The sequence below is a fragment of the Algoriphagus limi genome (assembly GCF_024919275.1).
Lineage (GTDB): Bacteria > Bacteroidota > Bacteroidia > Cytophagales > Cyclobacteriaceae > Algoriphagus > Algoriphagus limi.
Genome location: NZ_JANWGH010000002.1, coordinates 573,788 through 592,720 on the forward strand (window position 1 = coordinate 573,788; position 18,933 = coordinate 592,720).

General features: G+C 40.2%; 17 protein-coding genes. 6 read left to right on the forward strand and 11 right to left on the reverse strand.

Features of this window, described 5'->3' with window-relative positions; genetic code table 11:
- Positions 1 to 105 precede the first annotated feature (105 nt).
- Genes NY014_RS10885 through NY014_RS10895 form a run of 3 tightly spaced genes read right to left on the reverse strand, consistent with a single transcriptional unit; the run spans position 106 to position 2,240 of the window.
- Positions 106 to 708 carry a trimeric intracellular cation channel family protein gene (locus NY014_RS10885; protein ID WP_259414614.1) on the reverse strand — a complete coding sequence of 201 codons (603 nt, stop codon included), beginning with the start codon at positions 706 to 708 and terminating at the stop codon, positions 106 to 108.
- Positions 709 to 736: 28 nt separating this feature from the next.
- Positions 737 to 1,351, reverse strand: coding sequence for a class I SAM-dependent methyltransferase (locus tag NY014_RS10890; protein WP_259414615.1), 615 nt, complete (start codon positions 1,349 to 1,351; stop codon positions 737 to 739).
- On the reverse strand, positions 1,338 to 2,240 hold the full coding sequence (locus tag NY014_RS10895; protein WP_259414616.1) for a patatin-like phospholipase family protein: 903 nt from the start codon (positions 2,238 to 2,240) through the stop codon (positions 1,338 to 1,340). Before NY014_RS10895 ends, NY014_RS10890 begins: the two co-directional genes overlap by 14 nt.
- A gap of 38 nt (positions 2,241 to 2,278) precedes the next feature.
- Here NY014_RS10895 and NY014_RS10900 point away from each other — a divergent pair, with 38 nt between their 5' ends.
- Genes NY014_RS10900 through NY014_RS10910 form a run of 3 tightly spaced genes read left to right on the forward strand, consistent with a single transcriptional unit; the run spans position 2,279 to position 5,003 of the window.
- Entirely contained in the window at positions 2,279 to 2,701 is a 423-nt protein-coding gene (locus NY014_RS10900) for a VOC family protein (protein ID WP_259414617.1), read from the forward strand.
- 6 nt (positions 2,702 to 2,707) lie between these two features.
- The gene (locus NY014_RS10905; RefSeq protein WP_259414618.1) at positions 2,708 to 3,766 is read left to right on the forward strand and encodes an aminotransferase class I/II-fold pyridoxal phosphate-dependent enzyme; all 1,059 of its coding nucleotides are present in this window, start codon (positions 2,708 to 2,710) and stop codon (positions 3,764 to 3,766) included.
- A 4-nt stretch (positions 3,767 to 3,770) separates the two neighbouring features.
- Positions 3,771 to 5,003, forward strand: coding sequence for a class A beta-lactamase-related serine hydrolase (locus NY014_RS10910; RefSeq protein ID WP_259414619.1), 1,233 nt, complete (start codon positions 3,771 to 3,773; stop codon positions 5,001 to 5,003).
- A gap of 312 nt (positions 5,004 to 5,315) precedes the next feature.
- On the opposite strand, the gene NY014_RS10915 is transcribed toward NY014_RS10910, so the two are convergent.
- Positions 5,316 to 6,749: a DASH family cryptochrome gene (locus tag NY014_RS10915; protein WP_259414620.1), complete on the reverse strand. Its 1,434-nt coding sequence runs from the start codon at positions 6,747 to 6,749 to the stop codon at positions 5,316 to 5,318.
- Between the two features lie 98 nt (positions 6,750 to 6,847).
- On the opposite strand from NY014_RS10915, the gene NY014_RS10920 reads away from it, so the two are divergent.
- Together NY014_RS10920 and NY014_RS10925 are read left to right on the forward strand one after the other, a co-directional pair.
- Positions 6,848 to 9,256 carry an alpha-L-rhamnosidase-related protein gene (locus tag NY014_RS10920; protein WP_259414621.1) on the forward strand — a complete coding sequence of 803 codons (2,409 nt, stop codon included), beginning with the start codon at positions 6,848 to 6,850 and terminating at the stop codon, positions 9,254 to 9,256.
- 117 nt (positions 9,257 to 9,373) lie between these two features.
- A complete protein-coding gene (locus tag NY014_RS10925; RefSeq protein ID WP_259414622.1) occupies positions 9,374 to 10,369 on the forward strand; it encodes a peroxiredoxin family protein in 996 nt (331 codons plus the stop codon).
- On the opposite strand, the gene NY014_RS10930 is transcribed toward NY014_RS10925, so the two are convergent.
- The 5 genes from NY014_RS10930 to NY014_RS10950 all read right to left on the reverse strand — a co-directional run bounded on the left by NY014_RS10930 (position 10,370) and on the right by NY014_RS10950 (position 14,869).
- Complete coding sequence (locus NY014_RS10930) at positions 10,370 to 12,583, reverse strand: DUF5916 domain-containing protein (RefSeq protein WP_259414623.1); 2,214 nt, start codon at positions 12,581 to 12,583, stop codon at positions 10,370 to 10,372.
- A gap of 71 nt (positions 12,584 to 12,654) precedes the next feature.
- Positions 12,655 to 13,089 (reverse strand): secondary thiamine-phosphate synthase enzyme YjbQ, encoded by a 435-nt coding sequence (locus NY014_RS10935; RefSeq protein ID WP_259414624.1) that lies wholly within the window; start codon positions 13,087 to 13,089, stop codon positions 12,655 to 12,657.
- 53 nt (positions 13,090 to 13,142) lie between these two features.
- The gene (locus tag NY014_RS10940) at positions 13,143 to 13,586 is read right to left on the reverse strand and encodes a hypothetical protein (protein ID WP_259414625.1); all 444 of its coding nucleotides are present in this window, start codon (positions 13,584 to 13,586) and stop codon (positions 13,143 to 13,145) included.
- Positions 13,587 to 13,645: 59 nt separating this feature from the next.
- Positions 13,646 to 14,488 (reverse strand): fumarylacetoacetate hydrolase family protein, encoded by an 843-nt coding sequence (locus NY014_RS10945; RefSeq protein WP_259414626.1) that lies wholly within the window; start codon positions 14,486 to 14,488, stop codon positions 13,646 to 13,648.
- Between the two features lie 18 nt (positions 14,489 to 14,506).
- Positions 14,507 to 14,869, reverse strand: a complete 363-nt coding sequence (locus NY014_RS10950) for a DUF1304 domain-containing protein (RefSeq protein WP_259414627.1) — start codon at positions 14,867 to 14,869, stop codon at positions 14,507 to 14,509.
- Between the two features lie 101 nt (positions 14,870 to 14,970).
- On the opposite strand from NY014_RS10950, the gene NY014_RS10955 reads away from it, so the two are divergent.
- Positions 14,971 to 16,347, forward strand: coding sequence for a methyltransferase RsmF C-terminal domain-like protein (locus NY014_RS10955; protein WP_259414628.1), 1,377 nt, complete (start codon positions 14,971 to 14,973; stop codon positions 16,345 to 16,347).
- Here the strand turns inward: NY014_RS10955 and NY014_RS10960 are convergent, their stop codons facing one another.
- Both NY014_RS10960 and NY014_RS10965 read right to left on the reverse strand, forming a co-directional pair.
- Positions 16,348 to 16,998, reverse strand: a complete 651-nt coding sequence (locus NY014_RS10960) for a response regulator transcription factor (RefSeq protein ID WP_259414629.1) — start codon at positions 16,996 to 16,998, stop codon at positions 16,348 to 16,350.
- 11 nt (positions 16,999 to 17,009) lie between these two features.
- Positions 17,010 to 18,869: a tetratricopeptide repeat-containing sensor histidine kinase gene (locus NY014_RS10965; protein ID WP_259414630.1), complete on the reverse strand. Its 1,860-nt coding sequence runs from the start codon at positions 18,867 to 18,869 to the stop codon at positions 17,010 to 17,012.
- Between the last annotated feature and the right edge of the window lie 64 nt (positions 18,870 to 18,933).

An 18,933-nucleotide genomic window follows, 5' to 3' on the forward strand; every position in this document is an offset into this window, starting at 1 on the left:
AGCTCGGATTCTATAATTAGGCTCTTTTTGAAAGATTGAGAAAACTCTTACCTTGTTTGCGGGAGAATTTTTCGTCGCGCCGTTGCGCCGTTGCGAGTGCTAAATTCAATCCAATCGTGGCAAACTCAGCTTATACTTTACGGCAACCAAGCGAATGGAAATCACCATAGACATGGATATCAAAAGATTCAAGTCCCGGTCTAAACCCAGATAATTCAGCAACAAATATAAAATCGCTCCGGCAAGGCAAGCAGAGGCATATATTTCCTTACGGAATAAAATCGGGATTTCATTGGTCAGGGTGTCTCGAATGACGCCACCCATCACTGCCGAAAACATACCCATAATAGCGGCAATCTCAGGGCGAACACCCAAGCTCAAAGCCTTTTCCACCCCCAATACTGTGAAAAATCCAATCCCAAGGGTATCAAAAAGGAAAAAGGTCTTGCGCAATTGGCTTAAAAAATTCGGAAAAATAAAAGCTGCCAATACACCCAATAGAATAGCATACAAGAAATAAATATCGCCAATCCAAACGAGCGGATACGAATCCAACAAAATATCTCTCAAGGTTCCTCCACCGATAGCGGTGATGAAACCCGTAAAACCTGCCCCAAATAAATCATGCTCTCTTTCCCGAATTGCCAAAGCACCCGAAATAGCGAAAACAAAGGTTCCGACAAGCTCAAGAGCATACTGTAAAGTCATTTTGTAATTGTTTACAATTAAATTGTATTTATATTTTTTCCAGAAGAAAAATCCCCATTTCCCGTTGATCTAAGACCAAAACAGTTTTGGGAACTTCTATGAATCGAAACCCAAGGCTTTCGATTTCATGCAGTAGCTCCCGAGTTAAGACAAATCGCTCAGTTCCATCAGGTAGCAAAAATCTGCCATCACCAAGGGATTCGGATTGTTCTAATATGCCTCCAAAACCAGTACACATCCTAAACCAAAATATTCCGCCAGGTTTTAAGACCCGATGGATTTCTGAAATCATTTGCCAAAAGTTATCCACACTAGAGGCAAAATGGAGCACAGCAGAACAAATCACCGCATCAAAAGCTCCTTGATGAAAAGGAATCTCTTCCAGTCTTCCTAGCTGAAATCGATAAATATCATAGCTAGGATTTAGGCTTTTGGCTTGGTAACGACAATACTGAATCGCGATATCATTCGGGTCAATTCCAAAAACCTGATAGCCTTGATTAATAAAGTAAACCGTGTTGCGTCCTTCACCACATCCTGCATCCAAAATCCGCATTTCTTTGGAAAACCTACCCTTGAGAATTTGATCGAGCAGGTAGATATCCACATTTCCCAGCAGGCGATTCAGATCAGCTATTTCCATTTTCCAATTTATCTAAGGCTTCTTTTGCTTTTATTCGACCCACTTCGATCATTTCTGCAGATCGGTGAAATTCCAAGGTTCCTGCTTGCTTTCGAGCGACCTTGACGAGTACATCCACATTGTTTTGCGCGATAATCATTTCACAATAGCGATCCTGAAGCAAATCGAATGAGCGGGACACCAAATCAAAAGCAGAAAACGAGGTCTGTTTTTCCTCCTCCTTGTCATCTGGAAAATACTGCTTCATTTTATCTCTGTACTCCGCTAGCCATTTGGGAAGGGAAATGAAGCGATTACCCTCTGAGTCCTTTTTCGGCGGAGAAACAAAATCCTGATCCAAGCCATTCACATCAACCACAACCATTAGATTTTCTTCCTCTTTTTTGAGAAGGGAAATAGGAATGGGATTCAAAACTCCTCCATCGATTAACTGCTGTTTCCCGTGCTTAGCAGGGATAATCACAGAAGGAATACTTCCTGAAGCTCGAATGGCGGCCAACAAACTTCCCTCGGTAAACACCACCTCTTTTCCATTATGAACATCAACTGCATTGCAGGAAAATGGGATATTTAAATCTTCAATCTGACAATCCTTAACCACCTTTTTTAAAGCTGAAAAAACTTTCTCTCCCTTTATAAATCCCTTACTTGAAAAAGTGAAATCCATCAAGGAAAAGACATCAATCCGGTCCAGATTACAAATCCAATTTTTGAACTCCGACATTTTGCCGGCTGCATACATGCCACCGACCAAGGCCCCTGCCGAACAACCTGCGATTTCAGCGATCTCATAGCCCCGCTCTTCCAATTCCTCAATGACTCCGACATGGGCTAATCCTCGAGCTCCACCGCTACTTAAAACCAATGAAACTTTCTGCTTTTTTGCCATATCTTTAGGATGAAAATTATCAAACGAATGTACACAATATGAGTCAATTTAAACCTTTCCACCTGGCTTTCCCTATTCGGGATATTGAAGAAACGAGAAAATTCTATGGCGATCTATTGGGTTGCGATATTGGAAGAAGTACCGATAAATGGATTGATTTCAATTTCTTTGGGCATCAACTTTCCGCACATATCAAACCGGAAGAATTAGCGCAAGCCAAGACCAATGCTGTAGATGGTAAAAATGTGCCAGTCCGTCACTTTGGGGTAATTTTACCTTGGGATGAATGGCATGAATTGGCTGATAAACTCAAGACACATGGAATTGAGTTTGTAATCGAGCCCTACATTCGATTTAAAGGGGAAGTTGGCGAGCAGGCTACCATGTTCTTTTTGGATCCTTGCGGAAATGCTTTGGAATTCAAATCCTTCCAGGACGAATCTCAGATTTTTGCCAAATAGGCCTGTTTGAAAAAGCACTACTTACATAGCGGAATAGGTCGAATGATTGAGATAGAGGGAAGAGATTACCTCTATTTCAGCGGCACTTCCTATTTAGGAATTGCTCAAGACATGGATTTCTTGGACATCCTGGCCAATAATATATTCGAGTACGGTTCCAATTTTGGACAGAGCCGAAAGAATAACATACAACTCAGTGTCTTTGATGAATTCGAAGAATTTTTTGCAAAGAAAGCTGGTGCTTCAAATGCCGCCCTTTTCAGTTCAGGTTATCTAGCAGGAATTGCAGCTTGGAAAAGCTTAACTGATTTGACTCAAGAAGTCTGGATAGCTCCGGATGCTCACCCGGCAATTATTCCTGACGGCTATAATCCTAGTAATCAATTAAATTTTAAACAATGGAAAAATCATTGTTTAGAGGATTCTGAAAGACTTTTGCCCCAAAAAATTCTGATAATTGGGAATGCGGTCAATGCTTTGCAAGTGGAAATTCACGATTATTCTTGGGTTGCTGAAATCGCAAAAAAACACGAAGTATACTTACTGATTGACGATTCACATGCCTTTGGAATAGTCGGTAATGGAATCTTCGGAACCTTTTCCAAATGGGCGGATGAATCCATTCATTTGCTTGTGTCCGGTTCTCTAGGAAAAGGGCTTGGCTTGCCTGCAGGAATTGTATTGAGTAATCGCCAACAGATAGAGAAAATAAAATCCACGCCGCTCTTTGCAGGAGCATCACCAGGTTCTCCTGCTCATCTCCAGACATTCTTGGAAATGCAACACGTGTATGAAGTCGCAAAAGAACAATTGAGCCAAAATACCCACTATTTTTATGAGCGGACAGCCTTTCTTTCTCAGATAACCGGATTTCCTGATTTTCCTATTTTTAGATATAGCGAGGATGGTTGGGTAGAAGAGTTTGAAAAATCAGGCATTATCACTTCTAGCTTCCCTTATCCACATTCAACTAGTCCAAAAGTAAACAGGATTGTTCTTTCGGCTTTTCACGAAAAAGAAGATATTGAATATCTAGCTGATATTTTAGAAAATCTAGTATCATAACATTATGCGACTTCCCATTCTGCTACTAGCCTTAGGCCTGCTTATTTTTTCTTGCGCTCCCAAGGAGCCCATCCCTTTTAAAGATGGACTAGATTCTTACCCCATTCTTAAGCGAGTTCTAGACAGTACTGACATCTATCAAGTGCAAATCCTATTCACTCGAATTGACAGGAATGAGCACATGAATCCGATGATGGAAACCTTTTCCTTCAATTTGGATGATGAACGTTATTTCTATCCAGCTTCTACGGTAAAATTGCCGGTAGCTATTCTTGCTTTGGAGTGGTTGGAAGAGCAAAATGTGGATAACTTAAACATGGATACTCCCATGTTAACTGATTCGGTAAGACCCTCTCAAAGGCCGGCCTATGTGGATAACTCCTCACAAGATTCTTTACCTAACATCGCCCATTACATAAAAAAGATTCTGTTGGTCTCAGATAATGACGCCTATAATCGTCTCTATGAATTGCTCGGTCAAGATTACATCAATCAAAAGTTGGCCGAAAAAGGACTTAAGCAAACTGTCATTAATCATAGGTTAAGCTATCCGGCTAATGAAATAGAAAACCGATTCTTCAATCCGATTCGATTTGTGGATAAGTCAGGAGAAACAATTCTTGAAATCCCTGAAAGAGAAACCAAAACCATCTATTCTAATTCCGAACGACCTATCATCGGCAAAGCTTATTATTCCGGAGATTCCTTAATCGAGAAAGGCATGGAGTTTACCTATAAAAACAAGTTTGCTTTGTCTGATTTACATGGGGTAATTCAACGAATCATTTTTCCACATTCCTTTTTAGAAAATGAACGATTTCAGTTGAATGAAGAACATCGAAACTTTATTCTTAAATACATGAGCATGCTCCCCGGCGAATCGAATTTTCCTAAATATGATGGCCCGGATTACTACGATAGCTATTCCAAGTTTTTCAAATTTGGAACCGATAAAAGTCCCATTCCCGACCGATTCCGCATTTTTAATAAAACAGGATGGGCTTATGGTCACTTGATTGATGGAAGCTATTTTGTGGATTATGAAAATGGAGTGGAGTTCTTTGTCTCTGCGATCATTTACACAAATAAGAACCAGACTCTAAATGATGATACCTATGAAACCGAAGAAATCGGCTTACCCTTTTTTGCTGAATTAGGTGATTATTTATATCAGATTGAATTGAAAAGGAAAAAAATGTTGAAACCTGATTGGGGAGAATTAAAATTAGATTATTAGTTTAGAAGACGAGTAAGCTAAAAATGAATAAAAACAGATTTCCTGATTTCACACTTTTCCTAAAAGTTTTTTGGCTTTGGACGGTCTTGGCTGCTCTGGTCAATTGGATTGTAACCTTAGGCAATTATAGATTGAAGATAGGCTTTGATTGGAGTTTTCTTCAAAAACCAGAATCCTATTTAATACTGTTATTCTATATCGGATTTTGGTTTGCCTTTGAGTACTTTCTCTTTTGGAAACCCAACCCAACATTTAGAGAAAAAATCAAACAAAAAAGAAGCAAGGCAAACTGATTTATCCACAATATAAAAATCAAAAGGCAGGCTGTAATTCTACTAATGGATGTGGATAAGTTCCTCCTATTCTGATCCCAGCTTTTTGCAATTCGCCTGTGGATAAGTCCCAAGGCTGATGAATATCAAAACCTTTTAAAGCTGCTAATTCAGGAATCCACAATCGGACATAATCGCCATTTCGGTCGTAATTTTTGGCCTGTCGCAGAATATTGAAATAGCGGTTTTCCCGAGGATCATTTCCTACACCACCTACATACATCCAATTTCCCCAATTAGAGCAAACATCATAATCTATTAATACGCTCTCGAAATAACTTGCTCCCCAAGTCCAATCAATTCCAAGATCGTTAACCAAAAAGCTCGCGACATTCTGACGGCCACGATTGGACATAAAGCCAGTGTTTTTAAGCTCCCGCATATTGGCATCAACAAAAGGAACTCCTGTCTGCCCCTCACACCAACGCTGAAAAACAGCATTATCCCTTCTCCAGGAGTCCTTTAGATTTTTGATGCCACCAATGTGGAAAACTTTGTTTCCGTGTTTTTTACTGATAAATCGGAAATAATCCCGCCAAACCAGTTCAAAAACCAACCAATAGGTACTTTGATTTTTCTTTCGCTCTCGCTCGTATCGTTTGACCTCTTCATAGATCGTTCGTGGTGAGATACAGCCTAAAGCCAACCAAGCGGAAAACTTTGAGCTATAATCACCTCCAATCAACCCATTCCGGGTCTCTTTGTAAACTTTCAATAGATCCTTTTCCCAGATATAGGAATGGATTCGCCTGAGTCCGGCACTCTCTCCACCTTCAAACGCCATCACCGCGCCTGGCTCAGACTCAGGCTCCTCCAATCCAAAAGTTTTTAAAGCAGGCATCACTCCTGCCTGTGGAATTATTTCTTTACCCGGGAAGGATATTTTCTCTACTTGTGGATAAGTCTCTCTAATTGAAGACAGCTTTTCTACAGATTTTCGAAATTGTGTAAACACCTCCGGAGTTTGATTGATCGGAAAAGGCAAATCATCTATATGATATAAGGTGGTTTGCCAAAAGCTTTCGGTAACAATCCCTTTAGCCCATGCAGCTTTTTCAAGCGACTTTTCCACATTTCGCTCTTCAGAAGTCACTTCCTGAGAAAAATAGATGGCATCAGCCTGAATCCGGTCAGCAAGAGTAACCAATTCCTCTTCTGGCTTTCCCCTCAAAATGACTAAATCCGCATTAAACTTTTGCAAATTCTTCCGAAGGTCAAGGACGGATTCTAAAAGAAATTTGGCTCGGTGCTTACCCGTCTTCTGAAACCCTAAATCCGTTTTTTCAAAATGACGAGGATCAAAGCAATACACAGGAACGATTTCTTCCCCTTTTTGAATCGCTTTGAATAAGGTCTCATTATCCCTTAATCTCAGGTCATTGCGAAACCAAACTATGATCCGTTTTTGCTTCATATCGGGTGAACAGACTGTCTAATTGAAGTGTTTTGAAAATTTTGAATTTTAAAAAGCGCTTATTTTTTAACTTTTGGAATCATTCAACTTTACTCTTAATGAAAAGATCCCTTTTAATCCCAATAGCCTTAGGGCTGATTTTTCAATCCTGCCAAAAAGAAAGTAACCCATACTCTTTTATGTATGAGGATATTCCATCTCTTGAAGGATTAAAAGGTTCTGCAAACTATTTGAATTCACCATTTACCGCCGCAGGAGATCGGCTTTATTTAATCGGAAACCAAAACGGAACATTTCCTGACTTAGGTTGGCACGTGGAAGGAGAAATGGGTGGTATTTGGTTGCATCCAATTAAATTGCTCGATGGATTTAATGCACAAATAAAACATGAGGAAAACTCAATTTGCTTATTAGAGGGCAACTCCTTTACAAATTATCCTTTTGCAAATGGGATTGAATATGGAAAAATCACGGAAGAGCTTTCTGTAGATCGATTGCATTTTGTTCCTGATGGAAAAGAGGGAATGGTTATGCTATATCGATTTCAAAACAGAGCAACGAGTCCAATAAATTTTGAATTTTCCTGGAATGCAAAAGTAGACTTAAGACCGGTCTGGCTCGGAGAACAAAGCGGAATGATCGATACAGCAGATCAAGTGAGCTTTAATGAATTAACCGGGACTTTCTTAGGAAAGGATTCTGGAAATGAATGGTATGTCGTATGGGGAAGTGAATCAGGAATTACGCTTTCTCCAACAAACATTTCCTGTCCTATAGAATCAAAAGGACAGGGCCTCAATTCTTCCTTTTCTACTCAAATTTCCCTACCTGCAGATTATGAATTTATATTCCCAATATTTATTGCAGGGTCTACTGAAAGCGAACTAAATGCATTGGAAAACTTTGCAGAAATACGGGAAAATCTTGAGAGTGATTGGAATGCAAAAAAAGCCCGCTATGAAGAGATTTATGAAAAATCCCAAATCCAAATTCCTGATCAAGAGCTTCAAAAAGCCTATGAGTGGGTTAAATACAACATCGATTGGCTAGTTAGAGATATCCCTGGGTTGGGGAGGGGATTTGGTGCCGGCTTGCAGGATTACCCATGGTTTTTTGGAGTAGATAGTGAATACACCATTCAGGGTTTACTCGCAACGGGAAGAAAAGAGTTGGTTTATAGTACCATTGAGCTTATCCACAATCTTTCAGAGAAGACAAATGGAAACGGCAGAATTATCCATGAAGCCTCGACCAATGGAGTGGTCTTCAACCCCGGAAATATCAACGAAACGCCACAGTGGGCTTCCACGATTTGGGAAGTGTATCGATGGACTGGGGATCGAGAGTTTTTAGAGAAATATTTCCCTTCTGTGGAAAAAGGTTTGAACTGGTTGCTAGAAGAAAATGATGCTGATGGGAATCTTTTAGCAGATGGATATGGAATGATGGAAATCCACGGCTTGGAATCTGAAATGATTGATGTTGCTTCATACAGCTATAAAGCCTTCAAGGATGCATCAAAAATGGCCGAAATCTTAGGGAAATCGGATCTTGCCGAAAGTTATCAACATACGGCCGATGCCTTGGCTGAAAAAATCAATAAGGAGTTCTGGGTACCGGAGTTCGGAAGTTATGCTGATTTTATTGGAACAGCTGAGGAAGCTTTACACCTGATTGATGGGGCCATAATCCGGGCCGATACACTAAATAAACCTTGGGCTGTAGAAGAGTTAAAAGCCACTAAAGAGAAGTTATCCACACTGCCAAAAGATCAAAAACAGGGATTTGTCATATACCACAATTGGGTGGTGAATACACCTATGGAAGTGGGAGTGGCAGATCCCGAAAAGGCAAAAATTGCATTAGAAACCGGAAGAAAGTACACCAATCCATTTGGAGTTTTTGTGACAGGAATTGATCGTGACGAAAGCGCGGAAAATGAGGATGGTTCTTTTTCAGGAAGTAAGGTTTTCTCTTACACCGGAGCTGTAATGACCTTGCCGACAGGAGTTTCTGCAATTGGCGAAAACAACTATGGAAATCCTGATGCAGCCCTAGACTATTTGAAACGAATGACCCGAAGTTTTGGATTTGCCCTGCCGGGGTCCATTTACGAGGTTTCTCCTGATTATGGGATGTTTACCCAAGCTTGGAACCTATATAGCTTTGCGGTTCCTATTGTCACTCAATTTTTTGGAATCACACCCGATGCAGGAAACAAAGTGATTTATATCCGTCCCCAGATGCCAAGTGCTTGGGAAAATGCCTCAATAGAAAAAGTACAGATTGGTGAAAATGAAATCTCACTTATTTATCAGAAATCAGGAGATGAATTGATCCTTGAAGTTGAGCAAAGTGAAAAGAAATGGGGATTATCCATTGAAATACCGGAAAACTATACTCAAGTGAAGGTGCTTGGAAAAGAAGTTAGCGCCGATACCCAAAACGGCTATCGCAGAATCCTGATGACGGGGGAAAGGGTAAGAATAGAGGCAAAGAAAAATTGAGATTCGAAACTCTTATAGAATTACAATTAGAAAATAAATACACTTTCTTCGGGAAGCTTTCAATCAAGTAATCAAACCTTAGTTTTCGAATTTCGTGTTAGAAGAAAACGCCTGATTATGAAAAGAATATCCCAATTCCTTATTCTTTATCTTTTTTTATCCTTTTCTCTTTTAGCCCAAACAAGCAAAGTCATCATTGAACTAGAGGGAAATCTTAGCGGAAAGGATTTTATTCAAACATCTTTTGCAAACAAAACCTATCAAAGCACAGAGGCTGTTTCAGGACAACTGGAAGCGGAACTTGAGCGACCGACAGAGATTTCATTTTATCATTTGAAAAACAATGGGAAAATTCTGAGTAGAAAGTCTTTTTGGATTGGTGAAGGAACCTATCAAATTCAAGGAAAAATAGATGACTTATCCACACTCAGAATAGAGCCTGAACATCCCTATACGACAATTTCTAACCAAATTTCCCAATCAGAAGGAGAGATACAAAAATCCCTAATCGTCGAAAACCTAGATAAAGAAGTGGGGTTGAATTGGTTGATTTCTCAAGCCAACTCCTTTACAAAGGAAGAGCTCCAAGAGACTATTCCTAAAATTTCTGATGAACTCAAGCAACTCAATTCCTATAAACGATTTATTGCTGATTTATCTTTAGATGAAGCGGATTTCGGCGCCAAAGAAGGTGAAATAAGTCAGAATTTTACGCTTGAAAGCAGAGCCGGAAATAAGTTTTCTCTAGATGATTTTAAGGGAAAATATCGGCTTTTAGAATTTTCATTTTCTGGCTGCAAACCTTGTTTAGAAGCACTTCCAGAAATAAGGGGAATCCATGAGGAATTCGGGGAAGAATTAGAAATAATCAGTATTTGGAATGACAAAAGAAAAGAAGTCTGGCTCAATTCTTCCAAAAAACACAAGGAGCAAATTACCTGGACTGACCTTTGGGATGAAACAGGATACGTGACCAAACTCTATCAAATTGAGATCTTTCCTACCTATATTCTTATCGACCCTTCCGGAAATATCGATCAAATTTGGAAAGGATACATAAAAGGCCGAATCCTACGAAAAATGGAAGGACTTTTTAGTAAGCCCATTCCCTAATTAAATATTCAACCAATAATTCAGCTTCAGCACCAACGAGCGTTGCTTCGGTAAGAAGGTTTCTGGGAAATAATTGTCAGTATAAACTAAGAAGAAATCCGAAACCGGAGCAAATCGCCACTGTACTCGGGTATTGATGTTGATATTTTCGATCTGATTATTGTACTGAATAAATGTAGTCCAGAATAGGGATTTGGTAAAGGTCAAATCAATCCGTGGTCCCACCAAGAGCAAATCGGCATCGTTTTGAGGTTCGGGAAGTCGGATTCGATTATAGCTGAAATTCATTCCAATATTAGCGATGTACCCAATTCGCCAAGCCACCTCACTTCGCAAAGAAGCAATATCGCCTGTGAAATATTCACCCGCTTCTCCTTCCAACCTTACATTAAACGACTTTCTAGGATTACTGCGAAATTCAAACCCAAATCGATCTGTGGTATAATCCGTGCCTGCCAAAAGCGGTTCGCCTCCAGTGCGTGTTGGATCAAAATCATCGAATAAGTAGATGTAGCTATTCTTATAGCCAACAGTTAATTGGGCAAGCGATTGAAATCGGACTTGATATTGAAAGCCTACATCACGGTCAGTCGTACCTAGAGTTTCATTCCATCGCAATTCATACTCTAAACGAGGGCCATGATTATTGATGAAATTGGATTTTGGAAAAAAGCTATAGCCCAAATCCGGATTGAATCGCTTGTAATCGACCCGTGGAACAAAGCCGACTTCAGGATTATATCCGGCACCAATATCCAGGTAACTGATACTCCATCTCCAATGCAAATCACTATACAGAAGGTAAGCATTAAGCGTACGTGGAGATTCTTTTTCCGTATTTTCAAAAGTTCGGTGATACAAGGCCTTGCCTGTCCATCGATTGTCTTCAGAAGCTAAATTGTATTCCACTCCCAGCATTCGGTTATATGCGGTTGGATCAAAAAGACTTTGAAATTCATCTACAGCCAAGGATTCTCGATCCACGAAAATCAAACCGACGTTAGAGCGGGAAAAGACTTTTTTCTGAACAGCCATCACGCTAAAGTTCTTTCCCACAATCCCTCGCTCTTCATCTGAAGCTGTCTGCATATTCATCAAGCCCACTCGCCAGTCATCGGTTACTTTTCCAGAAAGTCGAGCTCCATAAATGATTTTATTTTGGACATTTTGCCCAGTTGCTTCATCTCGATCAACCCCGATTCTTCTTGAAAAGAAAGGTCGGGCTAAGGGATGACCAAAGCTGGCAAAGAGATCTCCGTTTTCAAGGAAAAACTGTCTTCTTTCGGGAAAGAAAATCTCAAATCGATCCAAGTTAGTAACCTGCTGATCGACTTCCACTTGGGAAAAATCCGGATTGAAGGTCAAATCCAAATTCAAAGCTGGCCCGATTCCAACCTTTGCATCTCCACCAATGGCAGGAGTCAGGTTTTCGGATGTTCCTTCCAAAAAGTTCTTGGAAGTCCTTGCAGCGGTGTAGGGAATGATAGAAATATTGGCTGAATTTTTCTTCAGCGGTTCTTCGAAAATAAGTTTTCGGCTAAAAGCAGTAGAAATAATCGGGAAGTTTCGGGGAATTGGAGCCCAGGTACTACGCTCTCCCAAATGGCTATCTATTCGGTAAAAATTGACATTCCAGTTTTGTGCACCATCCTTGAAACGTAGGGTGGATAGTGGAATAATCGCCTCTATCTGCCAATGGTTTTCATGAATCGATGCTCTGGCAAACCATTTATTATCCCAAGCCAAATTGAGGTCTTCAGATCTTGAGCCCCCATTTGCCAAAAGCGCTTCACGCTGAACACCATATGGATTTATACCAAACTGAAAGGCGTTGGTTTTGTCATTAAACGTATCGAAAACAAAGCTTATCCCGTCATTTTGCTCTCCACGGTAATCGCGTCTCAGCGAGGTCGACACATATTCCCGAGGACCATTGTTTTCCATCACAGCAGCGAGGTAGAGGTTGTTCTCGTCGAATGCGATTTTGACCCGGCTTTGTGCTGCCGCAGCAGAGGTATCGTAAGGGAAATATTGGGTGAAATTAATGTTCCAACCTTCTTCTGAAGTCCAGATTTCCTCATCCAAGACTCCATCAAGGACAATGGGTTCCTTTACTTTAAAAGCAAAAGCATTGACTTGTTGAGAAAAGGCTTCCTGCTGGGAGGCAAACAGCAAGACATTTCCCAGGAATAATAGGCTTAATAGAAATCTCATAGGCTAGTTGACAGCACAAAAGTACACTTGTGCCTGCCAGTCGAGTTGACAATTTTATGAATGGTATTATTTCATTTATCAACAGTCCCAAAAGCGGTCAAAATCAGACTTCTAGGAGATGCATGACGCCGAAATTCACACAAGTAAATGCCTTGCCAAATCCCTAATGCAAGTTTTCCACCGGAAATGGGAATTTGAAGGCTAGAATCAAAAAAACTGGCTTTAATGTGCGCAGGCATATCATCCGGCCCTTCATACGTGTGGATAAAGCGTGGATAATTTTCCGGAATCAACTCATTTACAAAGGTTTGGAAGTCTTTTCTTACAGTTGGATCAGCATTTTCATTGATCGTCAGAGCTGCTGATGTATGTTGGATAAAAACCTGCAAAAAGCCAGTTTGAATTTCCCTGATATCAGGAATAGCTTCCTCCACCAACTCTGTGATCAAATGATAGCCATTTGAAAAAGCGGGTAAACGTAATTTTTTCTGGAAAAACTCAGTCATGCAGCAAATTAAAAAAGCTGCTTCATTCTAGGAAACAGCTTCTTAAGTCATGTTTATTTTCTGATGAAAAATAAAACCGGGCCATCGCAGGCGCTCCAAGAACCGATGAGTGTTTCAGGATCTTCGAAAAATAAAGTTTCTGAACCAGCCTCGCAGGAATGAATCAAACCAAAACCATCTGCATCCCGATGCAATTGATAGGATTGTTGATCATATTCCAAGGTCAAATACTCTCTTTGATTAACTTGATCTTCTATTATCTGAAAGCTGCCATTCAATTCATAGTTTCCAATAAACTTGGTAAAGTCTCCATTGGATTTGAATCGATAGGTGTATAGGGAATCCGAAATGGGATAAAAAGTTGGATTAGGAACCGAACTACTCTGATATCCGGAAAATATCCATTCCCGATCAAATATAGGATCAAGAGGATCGGTATCATCCTGACAGGAAAGCACAACCAAAAGAAAAAAAAGGGCGCCAAATAGTTTTTTCAATGTGAATTTTTGGTTTATGGACTATGAACGAAAAGCCAATCGCATTCGCTACTCAGACCTTAAATTTCTCCTACTGTATTCGACAAAGTTCCAATTCCTGCAATGCTAATCCTAATCTGATCTCCAGCTTTAAGAGTAAAATCATCCGGGACGATTCCAGTCCCTGTCATCAAAAAACAACCAGCTGGAAATGTGTTGGCTCGGAATAGCCAATCCGCCAATTCCTGTAGTTTGCGTTTTAATTGTGTCAAATCAGTTTTTCCTCCTGCTACAAACTTTCCCTCTCTTTCGATAGCAAGCTCAATGGTGGTGGAATCTTCCATTTTATCCTGAATTAAGATACAAGGCCCAATAGAAGCACAACCCTGATAAACCTTTGCCTGAGGTAAGTAGAGTGGGTTTTCCCCTTCTATGCTACGGCTACTCATATCATTTCCAACCGTAAATCCCTGAATTTTTCCAGAAGGAGAAATTAAAAGCGTCAATTCAGGTTCGGGAACATCCCAAGTAGAATCTTTACGGATATTTACAGTCCCTCCGGGATTAGAAACCCTAGAAGCAGTAGCCTTGAAGAAAAGTTCGGGGCGGTCCGCAGCATAAACTTTATCATAAAAATCAGCTCCACCAGCATCTTTGGATTCTTCCATTCGAGCAGTTCGGCTTCGATAATAGGTAACCCCTGCAGCCCAAATTTCTTGACTTCCCATCGGAGCCAACAAACCTGAATCCTGTATTTCCCGGGCTCGATCGGGAGAGATTTTTTCCCAGGATGAGATTTCAGATTTCAAATAATCCGCCAAATTCTCCCTCCCCAATAACTGATTCCAATCATATTCTGGCCCTAGGTAATTCTGGTCTGAATCGCACAATAGGGTTCCCTGAGTAATTTTATAAAGTTTCATAGATCGAATAGCTAGTTCTTAATACCTCAAATGAAGTAGAATTAAGACCAAAATAGCAGGAAAAGCTTGGACCCAAAAAATCTTTTTACTGACGGTAGCGGTACCAAAAACTCCTGCAATTGCTACGCAAGCGAGAAAAAAATGGGAAAGTGGACCTGAAAGATCAGGGTTTTTAGACCATAGTGACCAAATCAATCCCGCTGCCAAAAACCCATTATATAAACCCTGATTGGCTGCCAAAGATTTTGTCGTTTCAAAAAACTCTTTTTTACCGCCAAAGACTTTTCTCCCAAAAGTGGTCCAGGCAATGCTTTCCATCCAAAAAAAGAAAAGGTGGAGTAAGGCAATTCCACCAATCAGGATTTTCAAAATGATTTCCATAGCAAGATTTTGATTTGTAGGAAGTTAGGTATTTCTCGACAAGCAGTAACTATGCATTTCGAAAAAAAGCCTCAATTTTAAGCTCTCGAATCTTCAAAGCAATGAGCGAAGCAGGCATTCATCTGGAATTTCAAAAGCGAATGATCCATCAATTGGGAACGGTGGATTATGAAGATTTTGAGCTATCACTTCAAAAGGAGTCGCCGACCACGGTTCGCTTAAACCCTTTTAAAATCCAGAGTTGTCCTTTCGAAGGAAATCCTATTCCTTGGTCGGAGTTTGGGTTTTCTTTGGAAAAAAGGCCTGCATTTACTCTTGACCCCCTATTTCATGCCGGGGCATATTATGTCCAGGAAGCTTCCTCCATGTTCATTTCCGAGGTTCTTCGCCAACTTGAAATTCCTAAAGGTATATTCTTGGATTTAGCGGCAGCACCAGGGGGAAAATCCACGCTTCTTTCAACTTACCTTGCTCAGGAAGGGCTTTTGGTTGCCAATGAGGTCATCCAAAGCCGAAACCAGATTTTAAAAGAAAACCTGATCAAATGGGGTTTAGGAAACTCCATTGTCACGCAAAACGATCCTGCCCATTTTCAGGAATTGGAAGGATTTTTTGATTTGGTGTTGATCGATGCTCCTTGTTCGGGTGAGGGAATGTTTCGAAAGGACCCAGAAGCCAGAAAAGAATGGAGTCCAGACCATGTCAGACTTTGCGCGGGCAGACAGCAACGGATTTTGGATCAAGCGGGTGGTTTGGTCAAAGGGGGTGGCTATTTGATTTACAGCACCTGTACATTCAATGAACAGGAAAATGAAGAAATGATCCGCTTTTTGACTTCGGAGTTTGCCTATGAACCTGTTCGCATTAAGTTGAACCCTGAATGGCAAATAGAAGAATCAGAAGTCCAAACCGAAGAAGGGACGTTTTTTGGATACCGATTTTATCCACATCGGGTGGAAGGAGAGGGATTTTTTATTTCTGTATTGAAGCGGCCAAATGATGCCTACATTCTAGAACCTAGAAAGAAAAAAGACTTTAAGCATCAATTTTTAAAGCTAGTAGATGAAAAAACTTGTAAGGCTTTGGATGAGGAGTTGGGATTTGAAAACAGTCAATATTACTTATTGAACGACTCTTATTTCCGCTTTCCGGAAATGTGGAAAACTCATCTAGAGCAAGTTATCCACGGCTTAAATATCCGTTATTTGGGCACTGAGATAGGAAAAAAGCAAAAAAACGAGTGGATCCCCTCTCATGATTGGGCAGTCTCCATTTTACCGAAAAACGGGTTTTCCACAAAGGAAGTTTCCCTAGAGGAAGCTTTGGATTTTTTGAGGAAAAACGAACAGGAATTGATTTTAGAAGAAACAGGTTGGGTCTTGCTAACATATCAAAACCTACCAATCGGATGGGTAAAAAATTTGGGAAACCGGATTAATAATTATTACCCCAAGGAATGGAGGATCCGAAACCTTTAATCAACCTTCAATAATTCTATTTTTCACAGCCTTTTGTACAGCTTCCATTTTGTTATGCACCTGAAGCTTGCTGTAGATATTTTCGATATGCTTCCGAACAGTTTTGGGCGAAATGAATAGGTTTTCTCCAATTTGATTATAGCTCAGGCCTTTTGCTGTTTGCTCCAAAATTTCTATTTCCCTTTTGGTCAAAGCAATATCTTCTTTTGGCTCTTCAAACTGTGGTGGATTTCGCAACAGTTTGAGAGTCTTTAATGCAATACTCGGTGTCATCGCAGCGCCTCCATCCAAAGTGTCCAAAATTCCTTGGTACAATTCCGGTGGTGAAACTTCCTTGAGAAAATATCCACTGGCCCCAGCTTGGATGGCTTTGAAAATATGCTCATCGTTGTCAAAAACAGTAAGCATGATGGTTTTGATTTGTGGATAACGTTGGGTGACTTGAGAAACAGCCGCTATACCGTCCATTTTTGGCATTTCGATATCCATCAAAATGAGTTGGATATTAGAATCTTCCTCCAACATTTTCAGTAACTCCTCTCCATTGGAAGCGTGAAACTTTACCTCCAAATCAGGAAAGAAGGAAATTTTCTCCATTACCGCCCTTAATAAAAATGTGTTGTCTTCAGCGATTGCAAGTTTTATGGCCATAATGATAGAATTTAAAAAACGAGAACTTTTGTCCCTTTCCCAATTTCAGATTCAATTTGAATTTCTCTACCAATTCGTTCTGCACGAACTTTCATATTCCCTAAACCATTTCCGGTTTTTCTGCTAGAATTGATTCCTTTACCATTATCCTGGACAAGCAAAGACAGATGATTATTTACTGGAAGCAGGGAAACTTTTATCTCGCTCGCTTCCGCATGCTTAATAGCGTTTTGGATTGCCTCTTGGGCTATTCGATAGTGATTGATGCCTTCCAGGGAATTTAGCTGAAAATTTTCATCCAACTTTTCTCCAAGCTCTAAATTGAAATCAGTATTTGGACAGGAGGATTTGGCCTTTTCCAGCAAACCTGCCAACCTTCCCTGAAGGTCATCCAAGGTAATGCTATCTTTATTCATCGCCCAGATCGTGTCCCGAAGTTCATTGATAGTTTCTGTGGTAAACTCCGAAATCTGATCCAATTTTTTTCCTAAAACGTCTTTGGGTAAATCCAAAAACTTCAGATTATTCAAGCTTGAAATGATAAAGGTGAGCTGTGCGCCAATATTATCGTGAAGATCAGAAGAAATCCGCTGCCTTTGTTCCTGAAGGCGTTTTTGGGTCTGCTGCTCTGCAAAAATCTTTTGAAGCTTTGCCTCCTGCTCAAGATGCCAGTTTTTGTTTTTCTGTCTGTAATAAATGAAAAATCCAAGCCCTAAACTGATCAATAAAACAATCAAAAGAAGCAGTAATTGATTATTTCTGTTCTTTACTAGGAGCTCATTTTCGGCCAACTGGGCCCTGGACTCTGCAAGCTGCCGTTCCTTCTCAGACACTTCATATCGAGTCTCTAATTCCCCCATCATTTGAACTCGATCTTCCTTGAAAATCGTATCCTTCAAAGCTGCATATTGCTCTAGATAGTCGAGGGCTAAATTGAGGTCTCCTTTTTTCTTCTGAAATCGAAATTGATCATAAAGGTAATCCCGAAGCTTTTCCCTTGAATCACTGAGCTGCACATAATGATAGGCAGAATCCATCATTTGCTCAGCCTCATTGTATCTGTCTAAATTGTATGCAATTGTTGCAAGGTTAGTGAAGTTGGTAGCCAACTTGTAACTATCCATACTACGATAGTTGTATTTTAGCGAAATCTCCACCCATTGTTTAGCTTCAGCATACCGGCCTTGCTTGAGGAGTGTATTGCCAATATTGTTGAAGGTATTAGTAAATGCCGAACTATCTAATTCTGAAAGGAATTCTAGATTTTTATAGTGGTAAAAAAGAGCAGAATCGGGCTTATCCCAATCATCAAAGTTGATCGCAATCGCATTGATTGCAAAGACCTTAGTTCTAGTGTCTGGATTTGAACTTGCGGAAAGGATCTCATAGCCTTTCTTGGCATATTCCACTCCTTTTTCATATTGCTCCATGTCATGATATACTATCCCCAAATCCGCCAAGGAGTAACCCATCCGGCTTGAATCATTGACAGCCAAAGCTTTCTCGTAGGCTGTCTGCCCATAGAGCATTGACTTTTCCCAATTCCCCAAAATAGATTCTAAATAGGTTAGATTGTTGTATGCGGAAATCAGATAGTTTGAACTTTCTTTCGAAGAAAAATAAGGGAGACTTTTCAGAAGCGTCTCTACCGCTTGGCGGGGATTGTTTTCAATGTTTTGAAACCTTGCCAGGTAATAGAAGTACATCCCTGAATCAATCTTGGTTTCCAGTTTTGTTTCGAGTTCTTCAAAAAGGGTTGCGGTAGAATCGCTATTGTCTAATGCTGATAGAAAATGTTCTTCTAATCCCTGAGAAAGGGATTGAAAAACAACTAGGATAAAAAATGTGGTAATTAATAAGGGTTTGAGCATACCGAAATCAACGGCTAAAATTCAGAACTTTAAATATAAAAAAATGGCCTTGAGAGCAAAATCC

What these genes read in the sequence shown, in the direction of transcription:
- NY014_RS10885 (WP_259414614.1), bottom strand. Translation starts at nt 708, where the DNA reads ATGACTTTACAGTATGCTCTTGAGCTTGTCGGAACCTTTGTTTTCGCT.
- NY014_RS10890 (WP_259414615.1), bottom strand. Translation starts at nt 1,351, where the DNA reads ATGGAAATAGCTGATCTGAATCGCCTGCTGGGAAATGTGGATATCTAC.
- NY014_RS10895 (WP_259414616.1), bottom strand. Translation starts at nt 2,240, where the DNA reads ATGGCAAAAAAGCAGAAAGTTTCATTGGTTTTAAGTAGCGGTGGAGCT.
- NY014_RS10900 (WP_259414617.1), top strand. Translation starts at nt 2,279, where the DNA reads ATGAGTCAATTTAAACCTTTCCACCTGGCTTTCCCTATTCGGGATATT.
- NY014_RS10910 (WP_259414619.1), top strand. Translation starts at nt 3,771, where the DNA reads ATGCGACTTCCCATTCTGCTACTAGCCTTAGGCCTGCTTATTTTTTCT.
- NY014_RS10915 (WP_259414620.1), bottom strand. Translation starts at nt 6,749, where the DNA reads ATGAAGCAAAAACGGATCATAGTTTGGTTTCGCAATGACCTGAGATTA.
- NY014_RS10920 (WP_259414621.1), top strand. Translation starts at nt 6,848, where the DNA reads ATGAAAAGATCCCTTTTAATCCCAATAGCCTTAGGGCTGATTTTTCAA.
- NY014_RS10925 (WP_259414622.1), top strand. Translation starts at nt 9,374, where the DNA reads ATGAAAAGAATATCCCAATTCCTTATTCTTTATCTTTTTTTATCCTTT.
- NY014_RS10930 (WP_259414623.1), bottom strand. Translation starts at nt 12,583, where the DNA reads ATGAGATTTCTATTAAGCCTATTATTCCTGGGAAATGTCTTGCTGTTT.
- NY014_RS10935 (WP_259414624.1), bottom strand. Translation starts at nt 13,089, where the DNA reads ATGACTGAGTTTTTCCAGAAAAAATTACGTTTACCCGCTTTTTCAAAT.
- NY014_RS10945 (WP_259414626.1), bottom strand. Translation starts at nt 14,488, where the DNA reads ATGAAACTTTATAAAATTACTCAGGGAACCCTATTGTGCGATTCAGAC.
- NY014_RS10950 (WP_259414627.1), bottom strand. Translation starts at nt 14,869, where the DNA reads ATGGAAATCATTTTGAAAATCCTGATTGGTGGAATTGCCTTACTCCAC.
- NY014_RS10955 (WP_259414628.1), top strand. Translation starts at nt 14,971, where the DNA reads ATGAGCGAAGCAGGCATTCATCTGGAATTTCAAAAGCGAATGATCCAT.
- NY014_RS10960 (WP_259414629.1), bottom strand. Translation starts at nt 16,998, where the DNA reads ATGGCCATAAAACTTGCAATCGCTGAAGACAACACATTTTTATTAAGG.
- NY014_RS10965 (WP_259414630.1), bottom strand. Translation starts at nt 18,869, where the DNA reads ATGCTCAAACCCTTATTAATTACCACATTTTTTATCCTAGTTGTTTTT.